The 13424-nt window shown below is 44.6% G+C and carries 12 protein-coding genes; 6 read left to right on the plus strand and 6 right to left on the minus strand.

Annotated features, from left to right (window positions below):
* Positions 1–66 precede the first annotated feature (66 nt).
* The gene (locus tag MHN02_RS11735; RefSeq protein WP_014948996.1) at positions 67–243 is read right to left on the minus strand and encodes a hypothetical protein; all 177 of its coding nucleotides are present in this window, start codon (positions 241–243) and stop codon (positions 67–69) included.
* The gene (locus tag MHN02_RS11740; RefSeq protein ID WP_239246208.1) at positions 243–1442 is read right to left on the minus strand and encodes an FAD-dependent monooxygenase; all 1200 of its coding nucleotides are present in this window, start codon (positions 1440–1442) and stop codon (positions 243–245) included. Before MHN02_RS11740 ends, MHN02_RS11735 begins: the two co-directional genes overlap by 1 nt.
* 305 nt (positions 1443–1747) lie before the next feature.
* On the opposite strand from MHN02_RS11740, the gene miaB reads away from it, so the two are divergent.
* The 5 genes from miaB to lnt all read left to right on the plus strand — a co-directional run bounded on the left by miaB (position 1748) and on the right by lnt (position 7370).
* On the plus strand, positions 1748–3181 hold the full coding sequence (gene miaB, locus MHN02_RS11745) for a tRNA (N6-isopentenyl adenosine(37)-C2)-methylthiotransferase MiaB (protein WP_014948994.1): 1434 nt from the start codon (positions 1748–1750) through the stop codon (positions 3179–3181).
* Positions 3182–3210: 29 nt separating this feature from the next.
* Positions 3211–4293, plus strand: a complete 1083-nt coding sequence (locus MHN02_RS11750; protein ID WP_239246211.1) for a PhoH family protein — start codon at positions 3211–3213, stop codon at positions 4291–4293.
* Entirely contained in the window at positions 4290–4766 is a 477-nt protein-coding gene (gene ybeY, locus MHN02_RS11755) for an rRNA maturation RNase YbeY (protein WP_039225624.1), read from the plus strand. Before MHN02_RS11750 ends, ybeY begins: the two co-directional genes overlap by 4 nt.
* A gap of 116 nt (positions 4767–4882) precedes the next feature.
* Positions 4883–5740: a CNNM family magnesium/cobalt transport protein CorC gene (corC, locus tag MHN02_RS11760; RefSeq protein ID WP_239246214.1), complete on the plus strand. Its 858-nt coding sequence runs from the start codon at positions 4883–4885 to the stop codon at positions 5738–5740.
* 106 nt (positions 5741–5846) lie between these two features.
* The gene (gene lnt, locus MHN02_RS11765; protein WP_239246216.1) at positions 5847–7370 is read left to right on the plus strand and encodes an apolipoprotein N-acyltransferase; all 1524 of its coding nucleotides are present in this window, start codon (positions 5847–5849) and stop codon (positions 7368–7370) included.
* Between the two features lie 95 nt (positions 7371–7465).
* Here lnt and MHN02_RS11770 read toward each other — a convergent pair whose 3' ends face one another.
* The 3 genes from MHN02_RS11770 to MHN02_RS11780 form a co-directional block, all read right to left on the minus strand.
* A complete protein-coding gene (locus MHN02_RS11770) occupies positions 7466–7918 on the minus strand; it encodes a DUF3592 domain-containing protein (RefSeq protein WP_239246218.1) in 453 nt (150 codons plus the stop codon).
* A 757-nt stretch (positions 7919–8675) separates the two neighbouring features.
* Positions 8676–10814, minus strand: a complete 2139-nt coding sequence (gene pta, locus MHN02_RS11775) for a phosphate acetyltransferase (RefSeq protein WP_039216253.1) — start codon at positions 10812–10814, stop codon at positions 8676–8678.
* A 50-nt stretch (positions 10815–10864) separates the two neighbouring features.
* On the minus strand, positions 10865–12046 hold the full coding sequence (locus MHN02_RS11780) for an acetate kinase (protein ID WP_239246220.1): 1182 nt from the start codon (positions 12044–12046) through the stop codon (positions 10865–10867).
* Positions 12047–12436: 390 nt separating this feature from the next.
* Here MHN02_RS11780 and MHN02_RS11785 point away from each other — a divergent pair, with 390 nt between their 5' ends.
* A complete protein-coding gene (locus MHN02_RS11785; protein WP_039216255.1) occupies positions 12437–12886 on the plus strand; it encodes an Hsp20 family protein in 450 nt (149 codons plus the stop codon).
* Positions 12887–13014: 128 nt separating this feature from the next.
* Here the strand turns inward: MHN02_RS11785 and MHN02_RS11790 are convergent, their stop codons facing one another.
* The gene (locus MHN02_RS11790; RefSeq protein WP_039216256.1) at positions 13015–13407 is read right to left on the minus strand and encodes a DUF3224 domain-containing protein; all 393 of its coding nucleotides are present in this window, start codon (positions 13405–13407) and stop codon (positions 13015–13017) included.
* Positions 13408–13424 lie beyond the last annotated feature (17 nt).

Genomic DNA, 13424 nt, shown 5'->3' on the forward strand with positions numbered 1-13424 from the left:
TTTGAAAAAGTGAATTGATTTGAGTTCGGCAAGTGGCTAGATTTTGTTTTTAAACCTAAGCAGCAGCTAAGAGAACAGTAACCGCAACAACTGGGCGATAAGCAAAATCCCCATTAAGGGCCAAATCCACTTAGCCCATTTCGCAGCATCCTCATTACTGATTCGCATTTTAGAGCGTTCTATTAGCGGTATAATCAATGCTAGCGCACCAAATAACACCGCCAGTAAAATTAACACTTCCATTATCGTAACCCTATCGCATATTTGAGCACTTCTTGTTTAGCAGGCTCTATGCGCTGCGCCACAGAAAGAAGCTGGTTTCTTATCCATTTTATGGGGGCAACGTCATTGCTAAACAAGGTATAAAACCCATCCATTGCCGTCATCATCACCAAATTATCTCGCTTTCGTGGCTTTTCATAATTGCTGATAAGCCTTTGAGAAAATACTTTATCGGTTAGCGACAATGCGTTGTCGCGACCGAATGGCTTGAATTCAGCACACACAGAAAGAAAGGTTTCTACATCTTTAAAACCTAAATTAACACCCTGTCCGGCAAGCGGATTAATAGTGTGTGCTGCATCACCAACTAACGCACAACAGCCTTTCACATAGTGATTGGCATGAGAACGGGTAAGCGGAAAAATCGCTTTATCAATAACCGAAAAGCTATTGCCATTTCTGGTCAATTCGTCTGGAAACGTTTTAAGAATTTCACTTTCAAGTTGGCTCGCTTTTAAACTTTTAATCCGTTTGAGTTCGTCAGGCGAGTCATACCAAACCAGCGAAGCGAAGTTATCAAACATAGGTAAAAAGGCTTTAGGGCCACTCGATGTAAACTGCTGCCAGGTTACAGGTTCAACGGCGTTCTCCATCTTTATAGTGATCCCCATCGCCTGCTGCGCATATTGCCAACCTGTGGTGCCAATGCCCGCCGCCTTTCTTACCTGAGAGTTTGCACCATCTGCGCCAACAAGCCAGCTCGCTTCAATGGTTCTGCCATTCGAAAGGCTGACCTTAGCCGTATTCGTTAATTGAATATCTTGCACCGTTTGTCCGGTAATGAGCTCAACATTGTCAAACTGCTTTAATGCGTGGTGACACCCCAGCTGCAACAATCGGTTTTCCACAAAAAAGCCTAGCTGGGGCATGTCGATACTTTGTGCGGTAAAGTCTGTTCGATGGGCTGGGTCGTCCCACACGCTAAGGCCTGTGTAAGGTTTAACACGCATGGCGGCTATGTGTTCCCAAGCGCCAAGGGCTTTTAACAACGTTACCGATGCTTCGCTGATGGCTGAAACCCTTAAGTCAGGCCCCGTCTCAGCGTTAAAAGGTGCTGGTAGATACGGCTCTATCACTGCTACCTTAAACTGCTGCTGAGCAAGTCCCAACGCAAGTGCAGCACCTACCATACCGCCGCCATTTATACAAAAATCGACCATTTACTCTCCTTAAAACACGCACTTGCATTATGTCTTAAAACACAAAGCGCTGTGAAGTAAAACGTAGAACTGGCTTGCCCTAGATCAATTCTTAACGAATCGTCTCAAGATACTGGGAATATGCTTGCATAACAGGTAAAATATGCGGCTATTTTGAACATCTTCCTGTAACTGACATTATCAGTGTTTTTTACGTGGTGATTTAAGCGCCTCACGTAAAATAACATTCTGGCAGCCACCTTTTCTAAACAAGGGTGAAACTGCTCTCACTTACAGGAACACTAACAGGTTATCGAATAGTTGTTATGACTAAAAAGCTGTATATCAAAACCTGGGGCTGCCAAATGAACGAGTACGACTCGGAGAAAATGGCAGACTTACTAGACTCAACGCATGGCTACAGTGCTGCAGAAAGTGCTGAAGAAGCCGATGTTATTTTGCTTAACACATGCTCAATTCGTGAAAAAGCACAGGAAAAGGTGTTCCACCAGCTGGGCCGTTGGAAAACACTTAAGCAAGATAAACCTGAACTTATTATCGGTGTGGGCGGCTGTGTAGCCTCTCAAGAAGGCGATACTATTCGTCAGCGCGCGCCGTTCGTAGACTTAGTTTTTGGTCCACAAACACTGCACCGCTTGCCTGAAATGATCAATCAGCTTCAGGGCGGCGCAAAGTCAGTCATTGACGTTAGCTTCCCGGAAATTGAAAAATTTGACCGTTTACCTGAACCACGTGCTGAAGGTCCAACGGCGTTCGTTTCAATCATGGAAGGCTGTTCAAAATACTGCACATTCTGTGTTGTGCCTTACACCCGCGGTGAAGAAGTAAGCCGTCCTGTTGACGACGTGTTGCTTGAAATCGCTCAGCTTGCAGGTCAAGGCGTGCGTGAAGTAAATCTTCTAGGTCAAAACGTTAACGCGTATCGCGGTGAAAATTACGACGGTACAATTTGTCGTTTCTCTGAGCTGCTTGAATTGGTAGCGGCCATCGACGGTATCGACAGAATTCGTTACACCACCTCACACCCGGTTGAATTTACTGATGACATTATAGAAGCATACGCGTCTATTCCGGAGTTAGTAGACCACCTACATTTGCCTGTTCAAAGCGGCTCTGACCGTATATTGAACTTGATGAAGCGTGGCCATACAGCAATCGAATACAAGTCTAAAATGCGTAAGCTGAAGAAAATTCGCCCGAACATTAGTTTGTCGAGTGACTTCATTATTGGTTTCCCAGGTGAAACAGATGCCGACTTTGAAGCCACCATGGATTTGATTCAGGCAGTCGATTACGACCTTAGCTTCAGCTTTATTTACAGTGCTCGCCCGGGTACGCCTGCTGCCGACGCAGTAGATGACGTAAGTGAAGAAACTAAGAAGCAGCGTCTTCACCTACTACAGCAGCGTATTACGCAACAGGCTCTTCGTATTGCTCGTCACATGGTTGGCACAGAGCAGCGAATTTTGGTTGAAGGTCCGTCAAAGAAAAACCCAATGGAGCTTTCGGGACGTACTGAAAATAACCGTGTAGTGAACTTCGAAGGCACACCAGACATGATTGGCGAATTCGTTGATGTAAACATCACTGACGTATTCACTAACTCATTACGTGGTGAAGTTGTGCGCAGAGAGAGCGAAATGGGCTTGCGTGTTGCCGTTTCGCCCCAATCTATCATGGCAAAGCATCAGGCAGATCTGCCCGATGAGCTTGGCGTGGGTCAATTTAACCCAGCCTAAATACATTTTATAGCGAGGAAAAAAGTAGCTTGAGTACATTGGTTAGTAACGAATTTGAATTAGAACCGGCAGATAGCAAACGTTTGTCGAGTTTATGTGGCCCCTTTGATGACAACATTAAACAAATTGAGCGCAGGTTAGGGGTAGAAATTACCTACCGAAATAACGCATTCAAGGTGTTGGGTGAACCGCAGCAAATAAAAAGTGCCAGCGAATTACTTAAGCTTCTTTATATAGAAACTCAGCCTATTAAGGGCCGTATTCCCGAGCTAGAAGCAGAACAAGTTCATCTTGCCATTCAAGAAGCCCGCGTTATTGAAAAAGACGCAACAGACGGCTATGGCAAAGAAGTCAATATTAAGACCAAGCGCGGTGTGATTAAGCCGCGTAACCCTAACCAAGCGCAATATGTGGCGAACATTGTAAACCACGATATTACTTTTGGTATTGGACCTGCCGGAACGGGTAAAACCTACCTAGCCGTTGCCGCTGCTGTGGATGCACTAGAGCGACAAGAAATTCGCCGTATCTTGCTTACCCGCCCTGCGGTAGAAGCTGGTGAAAAACTCGGCTTCTTGCCCGGCGACCTTTCACAAAAAGTTGACCCGTACCTTCGTCCGCTTTACGACGCCCTATTTGAAATGTTGGGCTTCGAGAAAGTAGAAAAGCTTATGGAGCGCAACGTGATTGAGGTTGCACCGCTGGCCTATATGCGTGGTCGAACACTGAACGATGCCTTTATTATCCTGGATGAAAGTCAAAACACCACGGTAGAGCAAATGAAAATGTTCTTAACCCGTATTGGCTTCAATTCAAAAGCGGTGATCACCGGTGACATCACGCAGGTAGACTTACCTCGCGGTGCAAAATCAGGTCTTCGTCATGCTATTGAAGTGTTAAGTGAAGTGGATGACATTTCATTTAACTTCTTTAACGCTGAAGACGTGGTTCGTCACCCTGTGGTTGCGCGTATCGTTAGAGCCTATGAAGTGCACGATGCTGAACAAGAGCGTCTTCGCAAAGCACGTAAAGAAGAAGCGTTGCGACTTCAACGTGAACAAGCTTCTCAAGACGATAATGCCACGCAAACGAAAGACGACAACGCATCGTGAGTGCCATTATTGATGTGCAGCAAGCGTTTGAAGGTGACGAGGCCATTTTGTCGGCCATTCCCTCACCTTCGGAACTTGAGCTTTGGGCTAACGCCGTGCTCAATTACGAAGGGTTAGCTGAGCAAGAAGTGACCATTCGCTTTACTGACGAAGCCGAAAGTCAAAGCCTTAACCATGAATACCGAGGAAAAGATAAACCCACAAATGTTTTATCTTTTCCGTTTGAAGCGCCTCCAGGTATAGAAATAAACCTTTTAGGCGACCTGGTTATTTGTGCCCCCGTTATTAGTCGAGAAGCCGAAGAACAGCATAAAGACGTAAGCAACCACTACGCGCACATGACTGTTCACGGGCTATTGCATTTAATGGGTTACGACCATATTGATGATGCGGAAGCTGAGGAAATGGAAAGCAAGGAAATTGATATTCTTGCGCACCTTGGCATTGCTAACCCTTACGAATCTATTGATTAACAATTCAATATAAACCATTGTTAGTTAAGTACTTTAACACTTAATAACAATAAAACATTGACGGCCAGCAAGAACCATTTTAACGTTGGCGTTGAACTAACAATTAAACGGACATTATGAGCGACGATAATCCTCACTCTACCAACGGCTCATCAGGCAAGAGTTGGTTAGATAAACTAAAAAATTCAATTTCTGGCGAGCCGAGAAGTAAAGAAGAGTTAGTATCGGTTATTACTGATGCTGAACAGAACGAAATCATAGACCCACAAACCCGCGAAATGATTGAAGGGGTTATTGGGGTAAATGAAATGCGAGTAAGGGATATCATGATCCCTCGCGCTCAAATGACCACCATCGATGTAGAGCAAAAGGTAGAAGAGTTTTTACCTGTAATGCTTGAATCTGCTCACTCCCGTTTCCCCGTTATCAGCGAAGATAAAGACCACATCGAAGGTATTTTGTTAGCAAAAGATCTTTTAGCTTTTGCATTTAACGCGGAAAAAGAATTCAACCTTCGCGATATTCTGCGCCCTGCGGTTATTGTCCCAGAAAGCAAACGCGTGGACGTTCTGCTTAAAGAGTTCCGTCAGCAACGCTACCACATGGCCATTGTTGTAGATGAATATGGCGGTGTGTCTGGTCTAGTCACGATTGAAGATATCCTTGAAATTATCGTGGGTGAAATTGAAGACGAATACGATACGGAAGAAGATGGTACCGATGATATTCGCCCGTTAAATAAATCAACATACTCTGTTAAAGCCTTAACGCCGGTTGACGATTTTAACGAGTTTTTTGAAACCAAGTTTAGCGAAGAAGAAGCCGACACTATTGGCGGTATTGTGCTGAAAGCGTTTGGTCATATGCCTGAAACCAATGACGAAATCACCATTGACGACATTCAATTTAAAGTGACTAACTCTGATAAGCGCCGACTTATCCAACTTAAGGTTTCAGTGCCTTCGCTCGAATAGTGAAGTAACGCAAACTACGCCTGTTTCAGCATAGGGCAGCATGATTTTATTCGTGCTCACCCTATGTTGACGTAACAACTCTATTAACCACGATCAGATGACTCCTATGCTGAAACGGTTTACTCCCCACCTTCTTCTTTTACTAAGTGGTGCAAGCTTAACCCTTGCTTTTGCTCCCTTTAACATGTGGCTTTTGACTATTCCTGCACTTGCCCTAGCTATACGTCAGGTGATAAAGCTCAAACATCGCCCGTTTTTAGCCGGATGGCTGTTTGGCGCAGGCTGGTTTGGGGCTGGCATAAGCTGGGTTCATGTGAGTATTGCCGACTTTGGCGGCCTTCCTCTTATTGCCTCTGTCGCACTCATGGCATTGCTATGCGGTTATTTAGCGCTATACCCAGCACTTGCGACGAAGTTCACTGCAAAATATTTTTCGCCACAGCTGTGGCCTATGGCACTTCCCTTTTTCTGGATTGTAGCTGAGTGGCTTAGAAGCTGGATGTTAAGTGGTTTTCCATGGCTATCGTTAGGCTACAGCCAGTTAGAAAGCCCGCTGTCTGGCTTTGCACCTATTATTGGCGAAACGGGAATAAGCGCGCTTATCGTTATTAGCGCTACCCTATTTGCGTTAATACATAATAAACGAACTTTTGCCAACGCAGTGCTGGTTGCACTGTGCTTATTTACCAGTGGCTATCTGCTTAAACAGCATACTTGGGTTACCCCAAACAAAACTTATTCTGTAGGCATGGCGCAGGGAAATATTGCGCAAAGTTTACGTTGGGTGCCGGAGCAAGATGGCCCAACCATGGACACCTACTGGAATTTAACCGAAAGCTTGTGGGATAACGACCTGATTATCTGGCCAGAAGCGGCTGTTCCTAAGCTTGAGCCTTTGGCACAACCTTATCTTGCTAAAGTTAATGAAAGAGCCTTTCAAGAGAACACCGCACTTATTACCGGCATTGTTAACTATAACTGGGAAACCGACGAAGCGTGGAACAACCTCATTGTGCTAGGTAAACGCACGCCAGATGCTACGTATCCTGATTACCAATACTTCCACAATAACCGTTTTTCGAAGCACCACCTGTTACCTGTAGGTGAGTTTGTTCCTTTTGAAGATTGGCTTCGCCCACTCGCCCCCCTTTTCGACTTGCCTATGTCGTCATTCTCTCGCGGTGACTATCAGCAGGCGAATCTTGTAGCTAATGGCATTCACCTAGCACCTGCTATCTGTTTTGAAATTGCGTTTCCTCACCAAGTAATGGAAAATGTATATGAAGATACAGACATGATCATTACCGTGAGCAACGATGCGTGGTTTGGGCACTCCCATGGCCCAGCTCAGCATTTGCAAATAGCACAAATGCGCGCGCTTGAGTTGGGTCGCCCTGTTGTTAGGGCAACAAACAACGGTATTACGGCCTTTATAAACCACCAAGGCGAGGTGACAACACGCTTGCCACAATTCGAAGCGGCAAGCATTACCGCCCCGGTAATGGCCACAACCGGGTTTACGCCGTACTATCACCTACAAGATTTAGGGGTATGGATAATTGTTATTATGCTTCTGTTTGCGGCAGTAGTTTTGAAAAGTCGACGCGCGAGTAATTTGGACAGTGAATAAAAACTAAAACGCTGCCGTTTGGCAGTGTTTTTTATGTTTTGCCTTTTTGTTCACTATACCAGTGTTGCTTCTGCCATTGAATCGACCAGAATTCTCTAGACACTTATTTTGCTTTTAAATGTTCTCCCAGCAAATAGTAATAGAAGCGAAATGAGAAACATCAAAAGGGTGCTTGGTTTAACACCTTTCTCTAGCACTCCATAAACAGGATAAACAGCTGGATAAAAAACTTTCACCTTCTTGCCAGCCCCGTATTTCTTTAGCTCTTCCACGCTAAACGTTCTATTTTTAAGTTGGAGCCTCGAATTGAGTGAAACGATATCTGAAACATACTGAATGTCGTCAACGCTGTAAGTGAACTCTATTTGCGCTTCATCAACATAGCTACTTCCAGTCCTCACTCTAACTCTATCGGACGACAAAACTACCCCTTCAGTCTCAGTAAAAAAATAAGACGCTATACCTGCCAACACCCCATAAGTAGAAAGAGGTAGAAGAAACAAATTGAGGAACAAGCATGCTGTATAGAGCTTTTTATACTTAACCATCTTCTTAAAAAATAAGTTAATTAATCAGGGGCCGTGAAGCCAGAGTCGACCACGCCATGGTTTCTTTATCTAAGAATGGCGTTAAAAATGCAATTATTTTTCGTTTTAGGCAACTGTTCTTGGATACAACAAATTTGTTGTATAAAAGCCTGCTTTGCCTCTTGAGCCGTTCAATATGCTGTTTTTTTGTTAAACGACATATTCTTTCTTACTCTTGCTTTGCCCCAAGACTAATTGCATTAGGCCGCTAAAAAGTCAGTAAGTAAGCCAGCAACTAACTAAATAATTACTTGAATACCAGTATCGGTATAGATTGCCTTCTTACTTATTGTGTCGGGTAATGCCATTACGCAAAACATGAAAGCCGCGTAAAACAGTTCCATTTTCAGGCACGAAGTGTGAAACCACCTCCATATTGGAAATGCTATGGTAAGCAACAAAATGCTTGTGATATTCCACAAACAAGGAATGATGTTATGACAACTCTGGCAAACATGCTCAAACCAACATCCAAAGGCGTTTCTTTTCGACCATAGCAAGCCGTTGTGAATGGTATTGCGGTGCAGGCAAGGCACATACTGCTTTTCCATTAGGGGAGAATCACTTTGTTTATCAATCAGCGAGACTTTAGGTATGCGCTGGCCAAGGACGAGTTCGTTAAACACTTAAATTCGAAAAGCATTCAGTAAACATTAAAACAAGGGCACCACTACTGGACGCCCTTGAGTTTACATTAAACATAAGTACCGACAAAAATTTAATTACCCGCGGCCTGTATTGCTGTTAGTGCTATGGTAAAGACAATATCATCAACCAGCGCACCACGACTCAAATCGTTTACTGGTTTTCTCATTCCCTGAAGCATTGGGCCAATGCACACTAAGTCGAAGCTACGCTGCACCGCTTTATAAGTCGTGTTACCCGTATTTAAATCTGGGAAAACGAATACGTTTGCTTTACCCGCAACCGGGCTGTTTGGTGCCTTGCTCCTACCTACACTTTCAATGGCCGCAGCATCGTATTGAAGCGGGCCGTCGATAAGTAAATCAGGGCGCAGCTCTTGCGCAATTTTAGTCGCCTCACGCACTTTTTCTACGTCGCTGCCTGCACCTGACGAGCCTGTACTGTAGCTGATCATAGCTACTCGTGGCTCAATGCCAAACATCTGCGCCGATTCAGCAGACTGAATGGCTATGTCGGCTAGCTGCTGTGCGTTGGGGTCAGGGTTGATTGCACAGTCGCCGTAAACCAAAACTTGATCAGGTAGTAGCATGAAAAATACTGACGATACTAACGAGGCGTTTTCAGCTGTTTTAATTAACTGTAGCGCCGGGCGAATAGTGTTCGCAGTGGTATTGACTGCACCTGATACTAATCCGTCTACGTCATCCTGCTGAAGCATCATTGTGCCTAAAGTCACGTTGTCTTCTAGTAACTCTTTAGCAACTACTTCAGTAACGCCTTTATGACCGCGCAGTGCCACTAAACCTTCGACATAGTCATCTTTTATCTCACCAGGAGAAAGTATTTCTACTCCATCGCTCAGTACTACACCTTGCTGCTCTGCTATACGGCGAATCTCTGTTTCATCGCCAATAAGTACTGGGCGCGCTAAACCACGCTTAGCACAGATAGAAGCCGCAACAACGGTCCTTGGCTCATTACCTTCAGGTAGCACAATGCGTTTATTTACCTGCCTTGCACGGTTAGTAAGATAGAAGCGAAATGCTGACGGTGATAGCTTTTTCTGGCGAGAAACTTTTTGCGTTAGTGAATTAACCCAACTCGCGTCTAAACTCTCCGCCGTGTGAACCATCACTTTCTCAATACGCTGGCTGTCATCAACCGGTACTTCTTGATTGAACGCGTGAAGTGCTTGGGCTGTTTGCCATGTATTTGAGTTTACAAGCATGACAGGCAGGCCCGTTTCCATGGCTTGGCTGCACAGCGCCATAATGTTTTCATCGGGCTGATAGCCACCGGTAAGTAGAAGCGCGCCTAGCTTAGTGCCGTTTAACGCCGCTAAACAGCACGACACAAAAACATCGTTGCGATCGCCTGACATCACAAGTAGTGCACCTGGCCTCAAGGTGTGGGTCATATTGTGAATTTCGCGCGCGCAAAAAGTGACGCTACTTAAACGTCGCTCAGCCAACTCGCCTTCGTTAAGCAAAATGGCATTAAGGTGCTTTGCAACGTCGGTAGCGCGAGGAGACACTAAATCAGCACTCCAGTCGATGGTGCCAAGTAAACTCAACCCTTTCTTGAAAATAGGTAAGTCGCGCAGCGCCTGTGTACGTTCTTCGTCGTGCTCTGGCGCTTCTATAGCACCGATATCGGCACGAAGTCGACCATGTTCATCAAAAGGCGCGTTAACCTTATTGAAGATACAGCCAACTACTTTTTGACTTTTGTGGCCGCCATAGGTGTCTACAACGATTTCAAGACGGTGATTAATATCCGTGGTCGGCTCATTACCTGGCACCGCCACGAAGACGATGTCTGCATCAAGTGCACGACTAATTTCTAAATTGAGGCGCTCGGCATAAGGATGATGTCGCGTGGTTACTAGCCCTTCAATAACCGTCACCGCATCATGAACACTTTTTTCTTCAAAGCGCTCAATGATCTCTTCTAAAAGCTCATCGGTGTTGTCGCTACTGATCATTCGCTCAACGTATTCAAGTCCGAACGGTTCGATTGGCGATACGCTGGCGTGATGCGCAATTATTGCGGTAGAACGCTCTTCCCCGTTGTCACCTTTGCGCGGTTGCGCCACGGGTTTAAAGAAGTTGAGCTTTATGCCTTGTTCTTCGATAGCACGAACAAGACCCATGCTGACCGTAGTTAGGCCCACACTGGTACCTACGGGGATCAACATAATTTTGCGAGACATAGTTACTCCTGCTATTGCCAACACCTACGCATTGGCATTGCTAATTGAATTTAAGCGAAGGTTGCAGCTTCAGCCGCAATTACCCATTCTTCATTAGTTGGTACAACATATACGGCGGTTGATGATTTATCGGTGGTTATCTTTCCACCTCGACCAAATCGCGCGTCGGTATTTCTTTGCTCATTTAGGCTAATTCCGAAGTGAGCGAAATACCCCATAGTCGTTTCTCGAATAAGCGACGAGTTTTCTCCGATACCACCGGTGAAGACGATAGCGTCTAGTGTTGGCACGGCTACCATATAACCTGCAATGTACTTTGCTAAGCGATAACAGAAAATTTCAATTGCCAGTAATGCACCTTCATGGCCTTCAAGCGCTGCATCTTCAAGAGTTCTGCAGTCGTTACTTAGCTCTGAAATACCGAGCAAACCAGACTGCTTGTTTAATAAGTCGCTGATTTCATCTGCTGTCTTCCCAAGCTTTTTCTGCAAAGTGCCAGGCAGGCTTGGATCTAAATCACCACAGCGTGTGCCCATGACTAAGCCTTCAAGGGGAATGAACCCAAGACTTGTGTCTACCGCTACACCCTTTTCTATCGCCGATACACTGCAGCCATTGCCTAAATGCGCGCTGATTATGCTGGTATCTGAAACTGGCTTTTCAAGTATTTTTGCCATGCTATCAAGTATGAACTTGTGGCTGGTACCGTGGAAGCCGTAACGTCTAATGCCGTGCTCACGATAAAGCGACATAGGCAACGCATAGATAAAGGCTTTTTTTGGTAATGTTTGGAAGAAAGACGTGTCAAAAACGACTACGTGAGGCAGGTCAGGGTAAGCCTCTTGCGCCGTGACGATCCCCTTTAGGTTCGCCATATTATGAAGCGGAGCCATGCTTGCATAATCTTCAATTGCTTCGAGTACGCTATCATCGACAAGTGCAGCCTGCTTAAACTTTTCACCACCATGAACAACACGATGCCCTATTGCGATAGGCTTAACGCCCGTACTAGCGATAACTTCTGAAATTGCGCTTAACGCTTCGGTATGGCCAGCTTTTTCAGGTAGTGCACGTTTTTCTTTTTTGCCGTTTAACTTGTAAGACAAACTAGCATCACTATTACCTAGTGCTTCAGCAATACCAGACAGTCCAGCCTCTCCAGTGTCAGCGTCAATTATCGCGAACTTTACGGACGAACTGCCGCAATTTAAAACTATAACTTCTTTCTTCATTTTTTAAATTTACAAATAAAAGTGGTAAGACATTTTGCTTAACCAAATTGTAGCATTTATAAACAACCGGATTGGTTAAACAATTGCTAAATGTTTTATAAAAATTATCGCATACACTTATTTTCTATAGGGTTTTATAGCAAACTTTCGCTAACTCACGGCGTTCAATCTCTACCAAAGAAATTTTCATCAAATATAATTTATTTTTTTCAATAACTTAGATTAAATATGCAATTATTTTCTAAAAAATTCACCTTTCTTCCTTGAAAAGTATTTAGGCCATTCCTATATATGTTTTGTCGGCGCTGAAAGGTCAGGTCGACAAAACCGCCGCCGCAAAGTCGGGGCATTTAAATTTTAAACATATTGCTTAATTTTGAGGATATGACTATGCGTACTATCGATCTATCTCCACTTTATCGTTCATTCATTGGTTCTGATCACCTAGCATCACTTATAGATGCGGCATCTCGTGCTGAGAAGCAAAGCACTTACCCGCCATACAATATTGAGTTACTTGGCGACGACAAATACCGTGTAACCATGGCCATTGCAGGCTTTAGCAAAGACGACGTATCAATTCAGGTTGAAGAGAACACGTTGACCATTACTGGCACGAAGAAAACGGAAGCGGAAAATAAAGAAAACACAGAGCGTAAGTTCTTACACAAAGGCATTTCAGAGCGTAACTTTGAGCGTAAATTCCAGCTTGGCGACCATGTAAAAGTACTGGCCGCGGATATGGAAAATGGCCTATTACATATCGATATGGAGCGAGTCATTCCTGAAGCCAAGAAGCCTCGTCAAATAGAAATTGGCTCTCGTTTACTTGAGAACTAATAAGTAGTTTCTTGGTTTGTTTCCCAACTTTTAGCGGCGCCTTAGGGCGCCGTTTTTTTGCCTTAACACGTAGCAGTAAAGTTACAAACGCTTGCATGCTAAGCGTTAGCTACCTAATCACTAACTACTTAGGCATCAACTACCTCAAGGGTGTAATTAGCTTTACCCGACTCTCCTGACTGAAAGCGTCCTAGAAAGGTCTTCCCCGCGAGTTCTCCCGTTGCAGAGCCTTTGATAGATTCGAAATTGCTGCTAGCAATACCGCTTTCAAACTTACCGTTGTGCTGAAAAGTAACAGTACCACGCAAGCCGTTGATCACGCCGATAAAGGTTTCAAAACCCGTAAATTTGGCGGACATCTGCGATTGATAAGACATCAAGAACTCAACACTTGACTCACCGCTCATGTCACCAGAGTACACCTGCTTAATGCTAGCGTGTGACAACTTAATCCCTTCAGCTTTTTCACTAAGTGTGTCTTCATCCCATTGGGTAATGGAGAAACTTCCTTCAATTGTCATCAATATCCCTTTTTTAT

Origin of the sequence: Alteromonas sp. CNT1-28, assembly GCF_022348345.1 — a bacterium.
Taxonomy (GTDB): Bacteria; Pseudomonadota; Gammaproteobacteria; order Enterobacterales; family Alteromonadaceae; genus Alteromonas; species Alteromonas macleodii.